This is a genomic window from Microbacterium lushaniae, from assembly GCF_008727775.1.
Classification (GTDB): domain Bacteria; phylum Actinomycetota; class Actinomycetes; order Actinomycetales; family Microbacteriaceae; genus Microbacterium; species Microbacterium lushaniae.
The window spans coordinates 338,967-358,117 of record NZ_CP044232.1 but is presented as its reverse complement, the minus strand read 5'-3'; the positions used below and the strand labels follow the sequence as shown (position 1 = coordinate 358,117).

Sequence of the window (19,151 nt, the reverse complement as noted above, 5' to 3'; positions counted from 1 at the left end):
CGCCTGTCACTCCCGGGTGACACGCGGCAGGAAGTGGCGCACAGGCGCGCGGTCCGTCGACGCCGGTGGAATAGCCGCCGCGGAAGAGGCGTTGGCGCCCGCATGGCGACCGTGGATTCGGATGGGCTGACGCAACTGCTGTCCTCCATCCATCTGGACGTGGGCACCACGCGCCGCGCGTGGCTGGCGCCGGCCGCCTTGCGGCCTTTCCCACCCGCCGCGGTCACGCTCGTGTATCTGGCGGAGGGCAGCGCCCACGTGCATCCCGCGGTCGTCCTCGCCGGCCGGCTCGACGCCGGATCTTCCCCGCGGATCGACGCTGAGGGCGGCAGCGACCGGTCTGCACTGCTCGCCGGCGACGCCATCCTCACCCTCGGAGCCCGGCCGTTCGCGCTGGAGTCGGAGCAGGGGGCCTCGATCGTGATCGTCGACATCCAGCTGGCGGATGCGGCCGCCGGCATCCGTGCCGTCCTTCCGGACGTGGTTGCAATCCCCGGTTTCGCTCGCCTCGAGCCGGCCGCGGCCGCCCTTGCCACGAGCATGGGGATCACCGATCCGGGTGCCTGCGGTGATCGCGCGAGCGATCCCGTCATCTGCCGCCTGATGGCCGCCACGGTGCTCCTGTCGGCCATCCGAGCGTGGGCGGAGCCCCCAACCGCTCCGACCGCTGGAGCGTCGACGCCGATCGACCCCTTCCTGGAGCGGGTGGTCAGGGCGATCCACGATCAGCCCGGCCGGGATTGGACGGTGGAGCTTCTCGCGAGCGTGGGCGCGATGTCGCGGTCGGCGTTCGCCGAACGGTTCCGAAGCGCGCTCGGACGCTCCCCCGCCAGTTACGTCGCGGCGGTGCGGATGAGCACGGCGAAAGGCCTGCTGGAGCAGGGGATGGCGGTGTCCGCCGTCGCCCGCGAACTGGGATACGGGTCCGACGAGGGATTCAGCCGCGCGTTCCGCCGGCACACCGGCGTCACTCCTTCGAGGTGGCGGAGACGACCTGCGCCAGTCCTCTCCGTGCCGGCGGCCGACGCCGAGGGTCAGCGCGCCCGGTTGGACGCGCCGAAGACGGCCGCCCCGAGCAGGAGGGTCGTCCCCGCGATCGGATAGACCAGCTCGACGCCGACGGTGTCGACGAGCAATCCCCCGAGCGCGGCGGCGACCATGATCGCGAGCTGGAAGCCCACGACCACCAGGCTTCCCCCGGCCTCGAGTCGGTCGGGCATCCGGTGCCCCACCCAGGTGTTGACGACGATGAGCCAGGAGGCGAAGAAGAACCCCCAGACGAAGGCGACGACCGCGACGACGACCACCGACGTGGACAGGAGCAGTGTCGCGAAGACGGCCCCGGCCATCAGCACCGGCGCGAGCACTGCGAACAGCGCGAACGAGCGGTCCACCACCATCCCGATGACGATGTTGCCGATGAGGCCTCCCGCGCCGAACAGCGCGAGCAGAAGCACGATCGTCGCCGCGTCGACCGGAGCGCCATCGGGGCCGGCCTGCACGCGTTCGAGAGCGAGACGGATGTAGGTGTAGGCGAGGAAGTGGCCGAGCACGACGAGCACGTGACCGACCAGGGCGAGGGCGACGCCGGGTCGCCGGATGGTGTCGCCGACGATCGCCAAGCTCGACGACGGTGCGGCCGGGACCGACGGCAGCAGGGCGCGCAGTGCGATCGCCACCAACCCGGAGGCAGCGCCGGCGAGCGCGAAGACGACGCGCCAGTCCAGGATCCCGCTGAGGAAGACCCCGAGCGGGACGCCCGCGACCGTGGCGAGGGATGCTCCGGCAGACGCGAACATCACTGCTCGCCCGAGGCGCTCGGGACCGGCGATGCGCGCGGCCACCGAGATCGACATCGTCCAGAACGCGCTGATCGCAGCTCCCAGGAAGAACCGCGCGGCCAGCACGATCACGAGGTTGGGCGCGACGGCGACGATCACGTTCGAGACCGCGGCCGCGATCGCCATCCACACCAGCAGGGAACGGCGATCCAGGCGGGGGAAGACGAGCCCCACGGTGAGCGCGGCGACAAGGCCCACCAGAGCCGTGACCGTGACGGTCTGACCAGCCTGACCGGCGCTGACGCCGAGTCCCGCCGCCATCTCGGTGAGCACCCCGTTGGGCAGGAACTCGGCGGTGACGAGCAGGAAGCTCATCATCATCAGGGCGATGAGTCCGCCGTAGCGCATCTTCTGAGCGACTCCGGCCGGTGCGAGGGGAATGGGCGCGGTCGTGGGCATATCGACACGATCCCAGCGCGGTTGCAGGGCCACCCGACCGCTCGTCCGCCGCATCCGACCGATCGTCCGCGGGCGCGAGGCGCGCTGTCGCACGGGCGGCCCTGAACTGCTAGAACTCGTGCGGATACGCGGCGGCCGCCTCGGCCGCCACCGCCTCGACCCCGTCCACGAGCTCCTGCAGACCGGGCTCTTCCAGAGGGAAGTGGCCGCACCCTCGCAGCAATCGCGTGGTGCTCGGACTCCGCATGCCGCGCAATGTGTCCTCGCTCAACGCCATGGGCGTCCAGTCATCCAGTTCAGGGTGCATCAGATGGACGGGCACGCGCGAGGCACGGGCCTCGGCATGCGGATGCTGCAGGTAGCTGGCGACGAACCCCAGCGGCACCCACGCTCCTCCCCCGCGACAGTCCCTCGCGCAGAGACGCCCCAAACCCGGGTCGCGCCCCATGCGGCCGAGGTCGGCGACCCACGCCACCTTGATGGGCACTCGGGCGATCGGTCCGCGAACCAGCCGGAGCATCGGCATGAGAAGAGGGGCGAGTGGGCCCATTCGCGTCATCACCGCCCGCGCATCCCGGGTGCGCGGGTCGAGCAGGCACGTGGCGACGACGGAGGCGACGCGGCCCGATCGAGCTGCCGCTTCCACGGCGAGCAATCCACCGATACTGGCGCCGAAGAGAATGAGGGGGCGGCCATCGTCTTCAGCGGCGATGAGATCCACGAGCATCCCGACCCAGTCCTCATAGGTCACCGCGTGACGGGATGCCGTCTCGGTCCGTCCGTAGAGGGGAAGGTCGACGGCGGCCAGATCGATCCCGCGGCCGCCCAGCAGGGCCGCGACGGGCCACAGAGCCGACGCGTGGGCTCCTGCGCCGTGGACGACCAGCATCCGGACCGGGGCATCGGGATCGGGTCGTCGAAGCAGATGGACTCGATGATCTCTCCAGGTCCACCACTGCGTGCTCGAAGATGCCGATGACACTCTGCGGGCGGGAGGAAGGAAGCTCGCGTAATCCCCCGCGTTCACCTCGGGTCGACTGCGCACCAGGATCACCCTCCAGCGAAAGAGCCGGTCTTCCACGGCCGGCTGGTCGGTCGAGCGCACACGACGGCGCCGCAGGCGGTCAGACGCCGGTGAGCTCGCGTCGCACCTCAGTGCGCGGCGGCACGACGACCGGGTGGGTGCCGGCCATCTCCTCCAGAACGCGGATCACCTGGCACGAGTAGCCGTACTCGTTGTCGTACCAGACGTACAGCACCAGGTTCACCCCGTCGGCGATCGTGGCGAGGCCGTCGACGATGCCCGCGCGGTGCGAACCGACGAAGTCGGTGGAGACGACCTCGGGAGACTCGACGTAGTCGATCTGCTGCCTCAGGTCGGAGTGCATCGACGTGCGCCGCAGGTAGTCGTTGACCCCCTCCTTGGTGGCCGGGCTCGCCAGCGTCAGGTTGAGGATCGCCAGCGACACATCCGGCGTGGGGACGCGGATGCTGGAACCGGTCAGCCGGCCGGCGAGCTTCGGCAGCGCCTTGGCCACCGCCGTCGCGGCCCCCGTCTCGGTGATGACCATGTTCAGCACGGCCGACCGACCCCGGCGGTCGCCCTTGTGGAAGTTGTCGATCAGGTTCTGGTCGTTGGTGAACGAATGCACGGTCTCGACGTGCCCGCGCTCCACCCCGAACGCGTTGTCGATCGCCTTCAGCACCGGAGTGATGGCGTTCGTCGTGCAGGACGCGGCGGAGAGGATCCGATCCGTCGCCGTGATCGTGTCGTGATTGATGCCATGGACGATGTTCTTCAGCGCTCCCTTGCCGGGAGCGGTGAGCAGCACACGCGAGACTCCCGCACTCTGCAGGTGGCGCGAGAGACCCTCCTCGTCCCGCCAGCGACCGGTGTTGTCCACGACGATCGCGTCCTGGATGCCGTACACCGTGTAGTCCACGCTTGCCGGGTCGTCGGAGTAGATCACCTGGACGCGGGTCCCGTTCGCGATGAGGACGTCCGCCTCCGCATCGACGGTGACCGATCCCTCGAACGGGCCGTGCACCGAGTCGCGCTGCAGCAGGCTCGCGCGTTTGATCAGGTCGTTGTCCGAGCCGCGACGCACGACGATGGCCCGCAGTCGCAGGCCGCGCCCATTGCCCGCGTGGGCGATCAGGATGCGGGCGAGGAGGCGGCCGATGCGGCCGAAACCGTACAGCACGACGTCGGTGCCATCGGCTCCCCGCGCGGGGAGGTCGGCGAGCAGCTCGCCGAGCACGTCCTCGGCCGCGGCATCCTCGGCCCGCAAGGCCTTCGCGAGCCGAGCCACGTCCACCGATGCGGGTCGCGGCGCGACGGCGAGGAGGGCGTCGAGAACCCGCGCGGTCTCCTCCAGCCGCAGCTGCTCATGGCCGAGGTGCGCGGCGCGCTCGTGCACGGCGATCACGCCCGTCGCCGACAGATTGATGAGCCGCTGACCGTGGATGGAGGTGACCACGCCGTGGTCGCGGTACAGCCGCCCGATCCGTGGGATCAGCTGCTCGGCGAGCGTCTCCTGGGCCGCCCAGGTGTCGCGGTGGGAGTTGTAGCTCTCGATCGTCACGTGCGGTCTCCTGGCCGCGTCACACGGGTGACGCCATCGTCGTGACACGCCGGAGGGATCGCCGCGCGTGTCTGCGGACGCGGCGCACCGGTCCGGCGACACCGCGGGCGGAGCCGCGGACAAGGATGCGGCCCCGATGATGATTCTACGGATGCACCGCCGGGGACTCTCACGCCCGGTCGCTGACGCGGACGCCTCCGCAGCGGGCGCGCCGGGATCAGCCGGGGATCCGGATGCCGAGCGCGGAGAATCCCTCCTCCCCCCGTGGCGTCGTGCGCAGCGAACGGTCGTCGCGGCGGCGTGTGAGCCACCCCTCCGTCAGCAGCGCGGTCAGGATGGCGGCGCCCAGGCGCCCGGCGAGGTGGGCACGGCGGGCGGTCCAGTCGGTGCAGCCGCGCACGAGAGGTCGCGGCGACTCGGCCGGCGTCAGCGTGAGACCGAGCCCGCGGGCGATGCGGTCGACGGGGGCCGTGGCCGCGCCGACGTCGGGGTCCACCCAGCCGTGCGCAACCAGGTGATCGGTCACCGCGATGCCCAGGTCGCCCGCGAGGTGGTCGTAACACGACCGCGCCCGCCGCATCGCGAGCCGTCGGTCACTGCCCGACCAGGACGAGACGACCGGCTCCGCCGACATCCGCAGCAGCGCTTCGACGGCCTCGGCGACGATCGGATCGGCGAGGCTCGCCATTCGCGCACGGCCTCGCTGCTCGACCCGCACGAGCCCCGCCTCCTGCAGGCGGGCGAGATGTCCGCTGACCGTGGATGGCGCGACGCCGATGCGTGCCGCGAGCGCCCCGGCCGGGAGCGGAACGCCGCCGAGCAGCTCCTGCAGGATGCGCAGCCGACGTGGCTCGGCGAGCGCCTGCCCGAGGGATTCGACGGACGCACGCGGTTCGCTCATCCCAGCACCTCCCGGGCCCGCTCGATGTCGTCGACGACGAGCACCTTGCGGTTGTCGTGGTCACTGTACTGGGCACCGACGACGACGCCCGCGGCCGCCAGTGCCGACATGATGCGACCGAGTTCACCCGGGACATCTGCGCGCAGCGGTGTCACCAGCGCAGGGGTCGCCCGCGCTCCTCGCACGCCGGCAGCCTCGAGCGCCGCGACCGCTTCCGCGCCGTCGGCCACGAGGTAGTGCGCCTCCCCTGCCCACACCCCGCCGCCTTCGAGGCCGATGCCCGCGGCCCCCAGCACGGCACCGATGCGGGCGACCTCGGTCGCGACGTCGGTCACCGCGATCGCGAGGTCGTTCACGACACGACCTCCACGACAGGCGCCACGACGACGTCCGCCGTGAGCGAGTTGGCCACGAAGCATCCCTCGTGGGCGTCGTGGACCAGCCGGCACACCGCCGCAGCATCCGCGTCCCGCACCTGGATGTGCGGGGCGAGGTGGATGCGAGTGATGCGCATGGGGGCGGGCACGGCGGGCATCACCGCCGTCGCGTCGTCGCGGTAGGCCAGCACGGCGACGCCGGCGCGAGCGGCGACGGCGAGGAACGACAAGAGCTGGCACGAGCTCGCCGCGGCGAGCAGGAGCTGCTCCGGGTTGGGCAGCGACGCGTCACCGCGGAACGCGGCATCCGCGCTGAGGGTGAGGATGTCACCGGCGAACTCCACGTCGTGCGCGCGGCCGTAGCCTGCGTACCCGGACCCGGTGTCGCCCGTCCACATCAGGGTCGTGGCGTAGTGGTGGTCGGTCATGCCGCGAGCGTAGGAGCGGGATGCTTCGGCCGGGGCCGAAAAAACGGCGCCCCGACGGACCCGTCGCAGTACTACGTCGGTCCCGCGCGCGTCCATCCCTTCCGTCCCGGGTCCCGCCCGGGTCATGGTGGAGACGGGTGCGGACGCGTCACGTCCGCATCCGAGGACTGAGGAGGTTCCCATGGCCGAGAACAGCAAAGCGGCGAAGGCCGCCGGCGAGGCGCTGGATGCCGCAGCCGCAGCCGCCAAGGACGCCAAGCGTCTGAGCAAGACCCTGCCGAAGAAGGTCGCGAAGAAGCTGCGGGCGCTGGCGGACGAAGCGAAGAAGGCGTCGCAGGCGTCGAAGAAGAAGATCGCGCGCCACCCCCGAAAGGTCCAGAAGAAGGCGGTCGCCGCCACCGCCCGCGTTCAGAAGGCCGCGGCCAAGGCTGAGGCCAGGAGCGCCGCGGAATCCCCTGTCGCCGAATCCGCGGTCGCAGAATCCACGGTCGCCGAATCCGCGGCCCCCGCCGCCCTCCTGGACGAAGCCCTGCGCGCCACCCTGCCGACGACCGACCTGCAGTCGCTGACGGTCGTGGAACTGCGCGAGCGGGCGCGAGCCGCAGGCCACCGCGGCTTCTCTCGCTTCACGAAGGCCCAGCTGATCGATCTGCTGTCGTCCTGAGCGGCCGCCCCTCGAGGATCTGCCGGCCGGCCGGAGGCTAGACCGGCCACACCAGTTCGTCTTGGCGGCCGGCGACTTCCTGGTGCAGAGCCAGACGGACGGCCTGAACATCCCGTCGCTCCCTCGCCTCCTGGCGAATCGCGAGCGACACGTCGACTCTGGCAGGGGTGATCGGGGCTGCGATCCGCCGGAGCTCACGTGTGGTCTCTGCGATGAACCTGGGGAGGAGTCCGATACCGCCGCCCTGCCGTGTGGCTTCGAGCAGGGCGAAGATGTTGGTCGACGCGAACCCCACCGTCGCCCCCGGCGCGAAGGCGCTGAGGTCGAGCTCCCGCACGCGCTCCAGCGAATCGACCAGATAGATGAGCGGGTGGTGCTTCAACTCTTCAGCCGACCCGGGGTCGCCATGCTCTTCCAGGTACGAGCCCGTTGCGTAGAAGGCGGAGTCATACGCGCACAGATTCTCCAGGAACAGGCGATTCTTGGGCGGTTCGCCGATGAGGAGCGCGATATCGAAGTTCGTCTGGCGCCCGCTCAGATGCTGAGCCCCGGTGAGCAGTTCGACGGTGAGGCCGGGATGTCGGGCTCGGAGCCTCGTGAGAGCGGGAGTGACGAAACGCGTGCCGAACCCATCGGCCGCGGTCACTCGAACCGTTCCCGTGATGTTCGCGGGCGCGACTCTGGCCGCGAACTGCACTGCCTTCTCGACGGCCTGCTGAATCGTCCGCGCCTGCTCCGCGACGATCCGGCCCTCCCCCGTCAACACCCAGCCGTCATGACCACGACTGATCAGCCGCGCGCCCAGGGCGGCCTCCAGCGCGCGGAGGCGGCGGGAAACCGTGCTGTGATCCACGCCGAGGACCCGTGCCGCAGCGATCACGCGTCCCGTGTCTGCGACGGCGGCGAGGTAGCGGAGATCGTCCGCCCGCACGTTGCGGATGTCGACGCTCTGACCCATCGTGGACCCCCGGGCTGTCCGTGCAGATATGCACAGCTGTTGTGCAACTTCACCTCTTTCTGACGAGGTCAACGTACTCCTACAGTGGGGAACTCGCCGGCGATCCTCCGAAACGGCCAACTGATGCGGAGACAATCATGAGCAAGCCCACCATCGTCCTGGTCCACGGAGCATTCGCCGACGCGGGGAGCTGGACCCCCGTCACTCGGGAACTCCTCGATCGGGGTTATCGAGTGGTGGTTCCTCCGAACCACCTACGGACGCTCTCCGGCGATGCCGCGAGCGTCCGCCTGGTCGTGGAGGCCGTGGACGGTCCCGTCGTCCTCGTCGGTCATTCCTACGGTGGCGCGGTGATCACCGTTGCCGGAGCCGCCGAGAACGTCGTCGGCTTGGTCTACATCGCCGGTTACGTCCCGGACGAGGGTGAGAGCGCGGCTGACATGGGTGCCCGCTACCCCGATTCCGACCTTCCGGCGCACATCCTCACCCTCCCCAACCCGGTTCCGGGGCGGGAAGACGGGGTGGACCTGTCCGTGGATCCCGAGTGGTTCCTCCCGGTTTTCGCCGCCGGTCTCGACCCCCGGACGGCGGAAGTGCTCGCCGTATCCCAGCGCTCGTTCGCCGACGCCGCCCTGACCGGGAAGGCCACGGCCGCCGCGTGGAAGACGAAGCCGAGCTGGGGCCTCCTGGCGACGGCCGACAAGACCATCAACCCGGATGTCGAGCGTTTCGGGTATGAGCGCGCGGGGACGCAGGTCGTCGAGGTCGAGGCTCCGCATCTCGCGATGCTGACCCACCCGACGGAAGTCGTAGAGCTCATCGAGACCGCGGCGGGAGCAGTCAGCGGCGCCTCCGCGTAACGAGCGACAGCGGCGACGCACGAGACGCTGCCGCGCCGGGAGCTTCACTCCGCCGGGAGCGTCTCGAACAGCTCGGCGGCACGGGGCGCGCCGCCGCGGCCGCGGAGGTCGGCGCCGACGCGGGCCGCCGCATCCCGGAACGTCGGATCCTCTCTGATCCGACCGACGGCGCGGCCGACCGCCGCGGCCGAGGGCGTGCCTGTCCGAAGGTTGACGCCGGCGCCGGCCCACGCCACCCGCGCAGCAACCTCAGGCTTGTCCAGGTCGCCGCCCGCGATGACGAGTGGGATGCCGTGGCTCAACGCCGCAAGCACACCGCCCCACCCGCCGTTGGTCACGACGACGTCGACTCGGGGAAGGAGTTCGGCGTAGGGCAGGAATCCCGCGACGCGGGCATTCGAGGGGACTGCGAACGGCAGGACGTCGCGGCCCGGCATGCCAGTGGCGACCACGACGAGGACATCGCTCTTGCCCAGTGCCTCGAGAGCGGGGCGGATCAGGTCTTCGGGGTCGATGTTCTGCGTTCCCTGCGTGACGTGCACCACGGTCCGGTCGTCGAGCTCGCCCCACCAGTCGGGGAGCGACGGCGGCCGGGTGGGGAGCTGTTGCACGGCGCCCACGAAGTGGACGGAGGCCGGCCGGTCGTCGCGCGCGTAGTCGAGGAGCGGCGAACCGCTGGCCACGACGAGCCGGGGTGAGAAGACCACCTGGTCGAAGGTCCGGGGCGATGGCGGAAGTCCTACCGCCGCCCGGGCCGCCGCGAGCGGCGCGCGCAGGGGTCGCGAGAGGAGGGGCACGGCGGCACGGAGCGCCGCATCCCGTGCCTTCGTGAGGGCGTTGCGGCCAGGTGCGATGCCCAGCCCGCTGGGAGGGCCACCCGGGCCCACCATGTTCAGGGGCAGCACCGCGAAGGTCCCCCGCGGGCACCCCGTCCTCTCCGCGAAGAACACGGCACCGACCGACACCTCGTCGCCGACGATCGCGTCCCAGGGCACACGTTCCCACTCGGCCATCAAGTCGGAGACCTGGGCGGGGGCAGTCCGGATGAAGACATCGACGACGTTGATGAGAAGCTGCCCCACCCCCTTCTTGCCGACCAGTCGGGGAAAGGACGATGCCAGGTCGTTCTCGTCGAAGTCCGGCGCGGCATTCCACGGGACGAAGGTGGATCCGGTCTCCTCGATCCGCCCTCGGAAAGCCGACCCGCTGTAGAAGCGCACCTCGTGCCCCCGTGCGACGAGCGCCGCCGCCACGGCGCACAGCGGCGCGACGTGACCGGTGAACGGCACCGCGGTCAGCATGAATCGGGACACGGCCACCTCCCGGTCACAGTGTGCCCGTTGAGGTCTTCGGATCACAGGGGGGCCGCGACCACCGGCTCGATCCGCAAGGATGAAGGGACGGCGCGACATCCGTCCGACGCGAATCACCCCGAGGCGAAAGGACGAGAGCACGCCATGATCGCCCGATTTGAGGAACTCGACTGGCAGGAGACGCGGATGGGCGAGCTCACCCTCCGCCGCCGCGCAGACCCGGCCACGGGTGAGCTGATCTACGAGGTGAAGCTGAAGGACGAATACCTCATGTCGAGTCTGTTCACTCACGCCGAGGAGCAGCTGGCGACGCTGGGACTCGCCGCCGCGGAAGGCACTGACCTCGACGTGCTCGTGGGCGGTCTCGGGCTCGGCTACACGGCCGCGACGGCGCTGCACGACAGCCGCGTGCGGAAGCTGGATGTGATCGACGCCCTCCCCGCGGTGATCGGCTGGCATGAGCGGGAGCTGCTCCCGATGTCGGCGCAGCTGGTGAGAGACCCCCGGGTGACCCTCGTCCACGACGACTTCTTCGCCGTGGCGCGCCGCCACCCCGCCCCCGAGGGCGCCCGCTATGACGTCATCCTGCTTGATGTCGATCACTCTCCGCGGCACACCCTCGATCCCAGTCACGCCGACCTCTACACCTCGGCAGGAATCGAATCCCTCGCTCGGCACCTCACCGATCGGGGCGTCTTCGCCCTGTGGTCGGACGACCCGCCCGACGCCGACTTCCTGACCACGCTCTCCTCGGTTCTGAGCGACTGCTCGGCCCACGTCGTGGAGTTCGACAACCGTCTCACCGGCGGAATCTCCTCGAACACGGTCTACATCGGGACCCGCCGTTAGCCCGACGTACTACGCGCCTCCCGCGCCCGTCCACCCCTTCCTCGCGGTTCCCGCCCCGGGTCATGGTGGAGTGTGCAGTTCACGGATGACCTCAGCGCCTGGGTGGCGCAGCAGCGATGGTACGCGGGCAAGAGCCACGAACCCCGGTTCCGGATCCTCGACGCCCAACCTGCCCCGGGGGGTGCCACGCGGTACCTGCTCATGGACGACGCGGGGTCACTCCCGGCGCTCTACCACGTCCCGCTCGCGTCCGTCGCCTCCCCCACCCCCGCGGACGCCGTCATCGTCCTGGACGGCGAGGGCCCGCTCGTCGATGCGCCGCGGCATCCGGCCTTCGCCATCGGAATCCTCGCCGAGATGGGTGTCGATGTCAGCCGGGTGACCGGTTCGCGGGTGCTCACGGGCGAGCAGTCCAACACCTCCATCGTGTTCGACGAGGACGGGCAGCCGACGATCATCCTGAAGCTCTTCCGCACCCTCCATCACGGCGAGAACCCCGACGTCACGGTCCAGCGCGTGCTGAGCAGCGCGGGGTCACCGCACGTGCCCCGGTTCCTGGGGAGCCTCGACGCCGAGTGGCCCGATGTCGGGCGGGAATCCGGCGTCGCGCGCGGCACCCTGGGCTTCGCGCAGGACTTCCTCCGCGGCGTGCGGGACGGATGGGAGATCGCGCTGGAAGCGGCGCGGGATCAGCGGGACTTCACCGAGGCCGCGCGCGATCTCGGGAACGCTGTCGCCGGGGTGCACGGAGCTCTCGGCGCCGCACTGGAGACCGCCGATGCCGGGCCCGACGACGTGATGGCCACGGCGGCCGCCTGGCGGCGGAGGCTCGAGGTCGCCGCGGCCGAAGTGCCCGCCGTCGCCGACCGGTTCGCCGCGATCGACGCGGTCTACCGGGCCGCACTCGATCGCCCGTGGCCGCGGATGCAGCGCATCCACGGAGACCTGCATCTGGGGCAGGTGCTCGCGGTGCCCGAGGGCGGCTGGCGCATCGTCGATTTCGAGGGCGAGCCCCTCCGCCCGATGGAGGAGCGCGCGATTCCCGACCTGCCGCCTCGCGATGTCGCCGGGATGCTGCGGTCGTTCGACTACGCCGGCGCGGTGGGCGGCGCACCCGATGCCGGCGAATGGGCGGCGGCGTGCCGCGCGGCGTTCCTGGACGCATACGCCGGTGCTGCCGGCGCGGTCGCGCTCGACTCCGTGCTGCTGCGGGCGCTCGTGCTCGACAAGGCGGTCTACGAGTCGACCTACGAGGCGCGCAACCGCCCCGACTGGCTGCCCGTGCCCCTCGCGGGCATCGACGCCGCCCTCGCCCCTGAGGCGCTGCTCGGCTGAGTCACTCCGCCGACGGCTCCACCGGCTCGAGGACGAGGAAGAGCGCTCCGTACGCCGGCAAGGAGACGGCGAAGCTCTGCAGGTCGTCGACGCGCCCGACCGTCTCGCCCGAGGCAGCATCCACGACCTCGCTGTGCGGCACCAACTGCTCCGAACGCACGGTGCCCTCGGTCGGCTCGGCCGAGAAGTTGAGCACGGTCACCTGCATGCGAGCATCCGCCTCCGGGTCGCCGTCGTCGAGACGGTGCACGAGCACGAGCATGCCGGGGTGGGCGACCTCGGGGATGTCGACCTGCGAGGCGGTCGCGATGCCGTACTCCCGGCGCAGATCGATGATGCGCGCCAGACGCGAAGCGAACGACTCCGGGTCTTCCAGCTGCGCCGGCAGCGGACCGTACAGCGCGCGCCCGCGCGGCATGCCCGCCGCCGAGCGCGTCGCGGTCGGATCCACGTCGAGCAGATCGTGCGCCCCACGCTCGATCCACCGTGTGTCGCCGGCGGCGATCAGGTCGGCGACCTCGTTCGACGGGACGGTGAGCATGCCGACGAGATCCCAGCCGGAGAGCGCGAAAATGCCGGGCTGCCACGCGTTGTACGCGCAGAGCAGGAGGTGCGCATCGCGGATGACGGGGATGTCGGCTTCGGCGATGTCGTCGAGCCGTGCGATCCCGCGCGTCGCCGCGATGAGCGACGTCGTCGTGCAGGCGATGCCGTTCTGCGTGAAGACGCGGTTGTAGTCGGCCGCCCCGGTGAGCCCCTCGGTGAGCTCGGCGCGCACGACTTCGGCGAGCTGGCTGCCCGTGATCTCACTTCCGCGGAAGCGGTAGAGATCGTCGCCGTGCCGCGTCGCCCAGTGCACGAGCTCGTACGTGAGCTCGTCATGGTTCTGCATCCCGTGCACGAGCTGGACGGGCTGGACGCCGAGCTCGATCGAGGTCGTCAACGCGAGCCGGAGGAACTCGGTCTGTCCCGTCGCGAGGGCGTGGTGGTAGCCCGGGCGCCCGATGAAGTCGTAGGAGAGGTCGGCCCCCACGGCCCCGGTGTCACGGATGTCCTCGATGGTGAGGTTGAGCTCCTGGAACGTGAAGCCGCCGACCTTGCGCACCATCCCGGCGATGATGTGGTTGGCCGCGTGGGAGAGCGGATGCCCCTCCGACCAGGCCGGGAGGCCCTCCGCGCTCTTCTCCACGCCGAGGAAGCCGTTGGCGTCCAGGCGCAGGGCGCTCGTGCCGAGCTCGCCGAGCGAGTGCAGGGCATCCCCGATGACCAGACGCATCCCCGCGAAGGTCGGGTCGAGCCAGTTGATCGAGGGCTGCCCCTGCTTGAAGTAGTGCAGATACACCCAGCGACGCGTGATGCCGTCGGGGCCGATCACGGGAGCCGTCGCGCTCCAGTTCGTCTCCTTCACGCCGGGGGTGTAGAAGATGACGCGCTGAAGGGCGCCGATGATGTATCCGCGCCCCTCGAGCTCCTTCTCGGTCGCGGGATCGAGGTTCACGCTGTCGACCCCGTCGGGCACGTCAGGGAGCAGTCCCCAGTCCTCCGGCAGGATCTCGACCATGTGGTAGATGCCCGGGTAGTCCTTGAACCCCATCTCGGCGAGGCGGAAGTCGGCACCCTTGCCGGTGTGCCCGGGCACGATGTCATCGATCACGCTGCCGCCGTGGGTGTCGGCGACGTCGCACAGCGCGCGGAACTGCTCCTCGGTGCCGAACGCGGGGTCGATCTCCGTGCTGATGCGGTCGAAGTGACCGTCGACGCTCGGGGTTTCGCGCCATCCGGCTATGCCGCCGGCTCGTTTCACCGGACCGGTGTGGACCGCGGTGATGCCCACCCGGTCGAAGGCGGCCCACAGCGCCTCGTCGCCGAGCGCGGACAGGAACGACTCCCCGGGCCGCGTGATGAGCGAGATCGGGTAGGCCGTGAACCACACGTCGCTGGTCGCGATGGCCCGCCGGGCATCGGGACGCGCGTAGGCGTTGCGCCACATCGCCGGCTGTCCCGCGAGCTGGCGGGCGAGGACATCCGCGTCCTTGAGCATCGACTGCCGCACGAGCCATTCGACGTACGACGGGTTGGTGCCGTTCGCGGTGCGCGGGTCGGTCTTGATGCGGCGCACACTTCCACCGCGGAACTGGTCGCGCGGACGCAGCCGCCTCGGCCGCGCGGGATAGCGGGCCTCGTCGTAACTGATCTCGATCTTCTCGGGATCGGTCTCCTCGTGATCCAAGGTCGCCATTCCCGGCAGGTCTATGGGGCCGGTGTAGAGGTCCTCCGGCCGAAGCTCGTCGTGCGCCATTCCGCAAGGTTACGGACTCGAATCCCACTGACCGGGGGACTGGCATCTGGCTCAGGGAGAAGCTATGAAATACGTGAGGTGCCGGTCGCGTCAGCCACCGGGGCTGCGCGCACGCAGTGTATGAAGCAGGCGCACGGGCGATTTCGTGATCGGACGCCATCGCAGGGAGATGTCCCACCAGGACGGACCGCGCACTTCGGGGACGCCGTCGCGCATCCGCACGTGCCACCCGCTCGAGTCCAGCGTGCGGTGGTGGTACCAGCACAGCAGCACTCCGTTGTCGGTGTGTGTCGGGCCGCCCGCCACGTGCTCCACGACATGGTGGATCTCGCACCACGAGGCCGCGACGTGACAGCCGGGGATGATGCATCCGCCGTCTCGCAGGGAGATGGCCTTGCGCTGGTGTGCCGCGAACACCCGATCGGTGATGTCGATCGCCAGGATGCGCCCCGTGGCGTCGGTCGTGACCCGCTGCACGGCCCCGGTGCACGCCACCTGCCGAGCGACTGCGAGCGAGACCGGCTCGTCGCATCCGTCGAGGTGGGCCTGCCCTCGGCCCGAGCCGACGTCGCCCGCGTCGGCGGAGACCACGAGCGTGGGCGCGGCGCCGCCGATGGTCGGCAGGGCACCCGAGCGCGCGGCGACGGTGAGGATCGTCGCGAGGGCGTCGTGCTGCTTCATGACCCGCGAGCGCAGGTCGGCCGAATCTCCGCTCGGAGCGTCCGGCGGATCGTCCACGAAGCGCGGCCCCAGCGGGCTATCGGGGCCGTCGCCCTTGGGGTTCAGGATGCTGTCGAACAGCCGCTGCAGCTGCGCGGCCACTTCGGGCAGCAGGTTCCCGCGGACCGGCACGATGCCGTCGCGGCACACCCCCACCGTGAGGGCGCGCTTGCGCATCGCGCGCGACTCGCGCGGCTCGGCGCCGTCTTGGTCCAGGTACATCGCCCACACCTGCGCCTGCAGCCGCAGCTCGTCGGCACTCGGTGCGGGGCCACCGCCCGCACCGAGACCGCGTGCGGATGCGGCCAGCTCGAGATCGGCGGCCGCCCGGGCGCCGGGCGTGCACAGGGCGGCATCCAGCGTGCCCACGACCGCCGCGAGGGCATCCAGCCCGAGGCCGGCTGCGGCTGCCTCCCGCATCGCGGGATACTCCGCGGGGAGGACTTCTCCCGTCGACGGCGACACGGGGCGGCGGATCGCGCACGCCGCGCGCAGCACGTCGGCGACGGTGCGTCCGGACGCCTGCGTCGTCCGCTGCACGAGCTCTTTCATCGACCGGCACCCGTGCCGCGTCGTCGGTCGCTCGGCGAAGGGGGCGACATCCGTCCGCTCCTGCACCTCGGCGACCGTCGCCACCAGCAGCGCCTCAGCCTGGTGCACGACGCCCGCCGCGGCGGCCAGGAGCGACATCACCGAGCCTTCGTCCAGCCCGCGCAGCTCGTCGGTTCGGAACGCCGCACCGAGGGCCTCGCCGAGCTGCTGCTCGACGTGGCGGAGGGTGTCGGCGAGGATCTCCATGACCCCCATTCTGACGAGGGCCACCGACATTGCGCCCGCGAATAACCCCAGGTCGACAGGCGCTATTTCGTCCTGCGGTACGACGATTCGAGGTGGCGCTCTCGCCTGCGGTTCAGGCTCGGGCCGGCAGCTGCTGCAGCGTCCACGAGTTGCCGTCGGGGTCGGCGAACCGCACGAATCGACCCCACTCCTGCTCGTCCACGCCGTCGGCATCGACGCCCAGCTCACGGAGCCGGAGGAGCTCGGCATCCGCGTCGGGCACGACGACCTGGATGACATCCAGGGTGCCGGGCGCGACGGCCGAGTCCAGTCCGGTCCCGAAGGCGATGGAGCACGCGGAGCCCGGCGGAGTCAGCTGCACGAAGCGCAACTCCTCATTCACGCGCTGATCGAAATCGGCGACGAATCCGATGTGCGTGTAGAACGCCTTCGCGCGGTCGACATCGGTCACGGGTATGAAGATGAGTTCGATCTTCCAGGTCATGGTGTCCTCCTTCAGATCTGGCGAACGCTACGCCTGGCCGAGGACACGGGATGTCCGCGATCAGACGTCGACTTCGTTCGGGCGAGCGGCGGACGCCCCGCACGAACGCCGCCCGTCTGTGCCGCCGTCAGTGCTCCGCGCCATGGCCCGTTTCCGGGGCCATGTCCCCCGCGCCGGGGAGAGTGGATGGTGCGGTCAACGCGTCCTCCACGACGGTGAACTGCCCCATCATGCCGGCGTCCTCATGCGCGAGAAAGTGGCAGTGGTACATGTAGGGAGTGTCGGGATCGGTGTAGTCCTCGAACCGCATGATGAGTCGGTACTGCACTCCCGGCCGGGTGTAGATGGTGTCTTTCCAGCCGGCGAGTTCGGGCGGCGGCGGCTCGCCGTCGATGGTGAGCACTTGGAACTGCACGTCGTGGACGTGGAAGGAGTGCCCGAACTGCATGCGATTGCGCACGGCCCAGACCTCCACCGTGTCGACCTCGACGATCTCGTTCACCGTGTGCATCTGCATGGACTGACCGTTGATCTGCAGTCCGTCCATCTCGAAGTGACGCTCTTCCGCCGCGTCGGATTCATCGAGTCGCGGAATGTCCGCGAAGCGATCCGCCAAGGGCTCGCTGGGCTCCAACGCAGACGCGGCGCGCAACTGCAGGACGTCCAGGGTGTCGGCGCCTCCGTTCAGCTCCGCGATGGCGTCCGGCATCCCCAGGTCGGGTGCGGTCGAGCGCAGCACCGGCCGCTCTCCGGCTTCGACCTGCACGACGATCTCGGCACGTTCGCCGGGTGACAGCTGCACCTCCCCGGTGCGGTGCGGCGCCTCGAGCAGCCCGCCGTCGGTACCGACGAGGTCGAACGATCGACCATCGTCGAATGCGAACCGATAGGTGCGAGCCGACGAGGCATTGAGCACCCGGAGCTTGACACGTTCGGTCGTCACGTCGAGGTACGGCGCCGCAGTGCCGTTCACGAGGACGGTGTCACCCAGAGAGCCGACGAAACCTCGCGTCGACAACGTGAACTGCCCCGCGTCGGTGAACTGCTTGTCCTGGACGATGACCGGGATGTCGTCGACGCCGTATCTATGAGGAAGCCCGAAGCGACCGGGGTCGGGGGGTTCGAGGATGAACATCCCGGCGAGCCCCATCTCCACGTGCTCCTCGGTCTCACCGTGGACGTGCGGGTGGTACCACAGCGTCGTGGGCTCCTGATCGATGGTCCACGAGGGCGACCAGGTCCGACCAGGATCGATGACCTGGTGCGGGCCGCCGTCCATCTCCGCCGGAAGGTGCATCCCATGCCAGTGCACGGTCGTGGGCACGGCGAGTTCGTTGTCGACGCGGACTCTCACCGGTTCACCGATCGTCGCCGCGAGCGTGGGGCCCAGATAGCTTCCGTTGAATCCCCACGTCGTCGTCGACACCCCGGGCTTGAACTCGGTGGCCCCCTCGTCTGCGAGCAGGGCGAACTCGCGCACGCCGTCGGAAGCCACGGTGCCGCGGTCGATCGGTGGAATGGCAAGCGGGTTGTCGAAGTCGACCTGACCGACGGTATCGACCACCGGTGCTCGCGCGGCTGCGTCGCACGCGCTCAAGGCGCCTGTCGCGAGGACGGCTGCTGACACCAGCCCCAGGCAGCGCCGCAGCCCGCGGCGACGGTTCCTGCTCGGACTGGTTTCCGCCTGGATGGGCATGCTGCTCCTCGGAGAATCGATGGAAGTGCGGCGGCGATGCCGAGGGCCTACGCGCGGCCGGTGCGACGGTTCGTCGCCGCTTGAATGACCCACGCGATCAGTCCCCCGACGGCGCCGGCGGCGGCGCCCGTGATCAACCCGCCGAGAACGGCCACGAGGCGGATCGGCAGGCCGCCGCCCCCGACCGAACCGGGGTCGTCCTCGAACAGCTGGCTCCAGAGGAGTTGGTACGCGATGACGAGCAGTACGCCCGAGATCGCTCCGATCGTCAGAACCGTCAGGAACGGGTTTCGAACCCGGCGGATGACCGCGACGGCGATCCACAGCGCGACCGGCGCCCAGGACAACAGCAACGAAGTCCACCGACCGGCCTCGAGGATGCCGAGGTCTTCCAGGAGGGGTCCCGGTACGCGCAGCGCAGCCAGCCCGATGATCGCCACGAGGGGCAACCCCGAAGGGCGTGGGCGTTGCGGCGGATGGGAGGGAAGGTTTGCAGCGTGTGACATGCCGCCACGGTAAGGATCGGGGTGGTCTCCGGTCGTCGTCCCTCAGACGACATCTGCGTCACCATCTGACGACTGCGGCGGTGGACAACGGCCTTACTCCCGGGGGCACGGCGCGACCTGCGCCTGACGCTCCACGAA

Annotated in this window: 18 protein-coding genes; 5 read left to right on the top strand and 13 right to left on the bottom strand. The window is 70.2% G+C overall.

Annotated features, from left to right (window positions below):
* Positions 1-102 precede the first annotated feature (102 nt).
* Complete coding sequence (locus F6J85_RS01670) at positions 103-1,104, top strand: helix-turn-helix transcriptional regulator (protein WP_150923575.1); 1,002 nt, start codon at positions 103-105, stop codon at positions 1,102-1,104.
* Here the strand turns inward: F6J85_RS01670 and F6J85_RS01665 are convergent.
* From F6J85_RS01665 to F6J85_RS01640, 6 genes are all read right to left on the bottom strand, one after another.
* Positions 1,035-2,240 carry an MFS transporter gene (locus tag F6J85_RS01665; RefSeq protein ID WP_150923574.1) on the bottom strand — a complete coding sequence of 402 codons (1,206 nt, stop codon included), beginning with the start codon at positions 2,238-2,240 and terminating at the stop codon, positions 1,035-1,037. The two genes, F6J85_RS01670 and F6J85_RS01665, sit on opposite strands and share 70 nt — an antisense overlap.
* Positions 2,241-2,349: 109 nt before the next feature.
* Positions 2,350-3,129 carry an alpha/beta hydrolase gene (locus F6J85_RS01660; protein WP_238707025.1) on the bottom strand — a complete coding sequence of 260 codons (780 nt, stop codon included), beginning with the start codon at positions 3,127-3,129 and terminating at the stop codon, positions 2,350-2,352.
* 235 nt (positions 3,130-3,364) lie between these two features.
* Entirely contained in the window at positions 3,365-4,819 is a 1,455-nt protein-coding gene (locus tag F6J85_RS01655; protein ID WP_150927097.1) for a glyceraldehyde-3-phosphate dehydrogenase, read from the bottom strand.
* 223 nt (positions 4,820-5,042) lie between these two features.
* Positions 5,043-5,726, bottom strand: coding sequence for an ArsR/SmtB family transcription factor (locus F6J85_RS01650; RefSeq protein WP_150923573.1), 684 nt, complete (start codon positions 5,724-5,726; stop codon positions 5,043-5,045).
* The gene (locus F6J85_RS01645; protein ID WP_150923572.1) at positions 5,723-6,082 is read right to left on the bottom strand and encodes an amino acid-binding protein; all 360 of its coding nucleotides are present in this window, start codon (positions 6,080-6,082) and stop codon (positions 5,723-5,725) included. The genes F6J85_RS01650 and F6J85_RS01645 overlap by 4 nt, the downstream gene beginning before the upstream one ends.
* Positions 6,079-6,531 carry an OsmC family protein gene (locus F6J85_RS01640; protein ID WP_150923571.1) on the bottom strand — a complete coding sequence of 151 codons (453 nt, stop codon included), beginning with the start codon at positions 6,529-6,531 and terminating at the stop codon, positions 6,079-6,081. Before F6J85_RS01640 ends, F6J85_RS01645 begins: the two co-directional genes overlap by 4 nt.
* 181 nt (positions 6,532-6,712) lie before the next feature.
* Between F6J85_RS01640 and F6J85_RS01635 the strand changes: the two genes are divergently transcribed.
* The gene (locus F6J85_RS01635) at positions 6,713-7,195 is read left to right on the top strand and encodes a hypothetical protein (protein WP_150923570.1); all 483 of its coding nucleotides are present in this window, start codon (positions 6,713-6,715) and stop codon (positions 7,193-7,195) included.
* A 37-nt stretch (positions 7,196-7,232) separates the two neighbouring features.
* Here the strand turns inward: F6J85_RS01635 and F6J85_RS01630 are convergent, their stop codons facing one another.
* Positions 7,233-8,225, bottom strand: coding sequence for a LysR family transcriptional regulator (locus tag F6J85_RS01630; protein WP_202980861.1), 993 nt, complete (start codon positions 8,223-8,225; stop codon positions 7,233-7,235).
* 65 nt (positions 8,226-8,290) lie between these two features.
* Here F6J85_RS01630 and F6J85_RS01625 point away from each other — a divergent pair, with 65 nt between their 5' ends.
* Complete coding sequence (locus F6J85_RS01625; protein WP_150923569.1) at positions 8,291-9,013, top strand: alpha/beta fold hydrolase; 723 nt, start codon at positions 8,291-8,293, stop codon at positions 9,011-9,013.
* Positions 9,014-9,057: 44 nt separating this feature from the next.
* On the opposite strand, the gene F6J85_RS01620 is transcribed toward F6J85_RS01625, so the two are convergent.
* Complete coding sequence (locus F6J85_RS01620) at positions 9,058-10,332, bottom strand: glycosyltransferase (RefSeq protein ID WP_191906708.1); 1,275 nt, start codon at positions 10,330-10,332, stop codon at positions 9,058-9,060.
* 138 nt (positions 10,333-10,470) lie between these two features.
* On the opposite strand from F6J85_RS01620, the gene F6J85_RS01615 reads away from it, so the two are divergent.
* Both F6J85_RS01615 and F6J85_RS01610 read left to right on the top strand, forming a co-directional pair.
* Positions 10,471-11,175 carry a spermine/spermidine synthase domain-containing protein gene (locus F6J85_RS01615; RefSeq protein WP_150923567.1) on the top strand — a complete coding sequence of 235 codons (705 nt, stop codon included), beginning with the start codon at positions 10,471-10,473 and terminating at the stop codon, positions 11,173-11,175.
* Positions 11,176-11,247: 72 nt separating this feature from the next.
* Positions 11,248-12,510, top strand: a complete 1,263-nt coding sequence (locus F6J85_RS01610) for a phosphotransferase (protein ID WP_150923566.1) — start codon at positions 11,248-11,250, stop codon at positions 12,508-12,510.
* Position 12,511: 1 nt separating this feature from the next.
* Here F6J85_RS01610 and treS read toward each other — a convergent pair whose 3' ends face one another.
* The 5 genes from treS to F6J85_RS01585 form a co-directional block, all read right to left on the bottom strand.
* A complete protein-coding gene (gene treS, locus F6J85_RS01605; RefSeq protein ID WP_150923565.1) occupies positions 12,512-14,809 on the bottom strand; it encodes a maltose alpha-D-glucosyltransferase in 2,298 nt (765 codons plus the stop codon).
* Between the two features lie 90 nt (positions 14,810-14,899).
* The gene (locus tag F6J85_RS01600; protein WP_191906707.1) at positions 14,900-16,327 is read right to left on the bottom strand and encodes an HNH endonuclease signature motif containing protein; all 1,428 of its coding nucleotides are present in this window, start codon (positions 16,325-16,327) and stop codon (positions 14,900-14,902) included.
* Positions 16,328-16,439: 112 nt separating this feature from the next.
* A complete protein-coding gene (locus F6J85_RS01595) occupies positions 16,440-16,811 on the bottom strand; it encodes a VOC family protein (protein ID WP_150923563.1) in 372 nt (123 codons plus the stop codon).
* A 127-nt stretch (positions 16,812-16,938) separates the two neighbouring features.
* The gene (locus tag F6J85_RS01590) at positions 16,939-18,375 is read right to left on the bottom strand and encodes a multicopper oxidase family protein (RefSeq protein WP_238707024.1); all 1,437 of its coding nucleotides are present in this window, start codon (positions 18,373-18,375) and stop codon (positions 16,939-16,941) included.
* A gap of 179 nt (positions 18,376-18,554) precedes the next feature.
* Positions 18,555-19,013 (bottom strand): hypothetical protein, encoded by a 459-nt coding sequence (locus tag F6J85_RS01585; RefSeq protein WP_150923562.1) that lies wholly within the window; start codon positions 19,011-19,013, stop codon positions 18,555-18,557.
* Between the last annotated feature and the right edge of the window lie 138 nt (positions 19,014-19,151).

What these genes read in the sequence shown, in the direction of transcription:
- F6J85_RS01670 (WP_150923575.1), top strand. Translation starts at nt 103, where the DNA reads ATGGCGACCGTGGATTCGGATGGGCTGACGCAACTGCTGTCCTCCATC.
- F6J85_RS01665 (WP_150923574.1), bottom strand. Translation starts at nt 2,240, where the DNA reads ATGCCCACGACCGCGCCCATTCCCCTCGCACCGGCCGGAGTCGCTCAG.
- F6J85_RS01660 (WP_238707025.1), bottom strand. Translation starts at nt 3,129, where the DNA reads ATGCTGGTCGTCCACGGCGCAGGAGCCCACGCGTCGGCTCTGTGGCCC.
- F6J85_RS01650 (WP_150923573.1), bottom strand. Translation starts at nt 5,726, where the DNA reads ATGAGCGAACCGCGTGCGTCCGTCGAATCCCTCGGGCAGGCGCTCGCC.
- F6J85_RS01640 (WP_150923571.1), bottom strand. Translation starts at nt 6,531, where the DNA reads ATGACCGACCACCACTACGCCACGACCCTGATGTGGACGGGCGACACC.
- F6J85_RS01635 (WP_150923570.1), top strand. Translation starts at nt 6,713, where the DNA reads ATGGCCGAGAACAGCAAAGCGGCGAAGGCCGCCGGCGAGGCGCTGGAT.
- F6J85_RS01625 (WP_150923569.1), top strand. Translation starts at nt 8,291, where the DNA reads ATGAGCAAGCCCACCATCGTCCTGGTCCACGGAGCATTCGCCGACGCG.
- F6J85_RS01615 (WP_150923567.1), top strand. Translation starts at nt 10,471, where the DNA reads ATGATCGCCCGATTTGAGGAACTCGACTGGCAGGAGACGCGGATGGGC.
- treS (WP_150923565.1), bottom strand. Translation starts at nt 14,809, where the DNA reads ATGGCGCACGACGAGCTTCGGCCGGAGGACCTCTACACCGGCCCCATA.
- F6J85_RS01600 (WP_191906707.1), bottom strand. Translation starts at nt 16,327, where the DNA reads ATGGAGATCCTCGCCGACACCCTCCGCCACGTCGAGCAGCAGCTCGGC.
- F6J85_RS01595 (WP_150923563.1), bottom strand. Translation starts at nt 16,811, where the DNA reads ATGACCTGGAAGATCGAACTCATCTTCATACCCGTGACCGATGTCGAC.
- F6J85_RS01585 (WP_150923562.1), bottom strand. Translation starts at nt 19,013, where the DNA reads ATGTCACACGCTGCAAACCTTCCCTCCCATCCGCCGCAACGCCCACGC.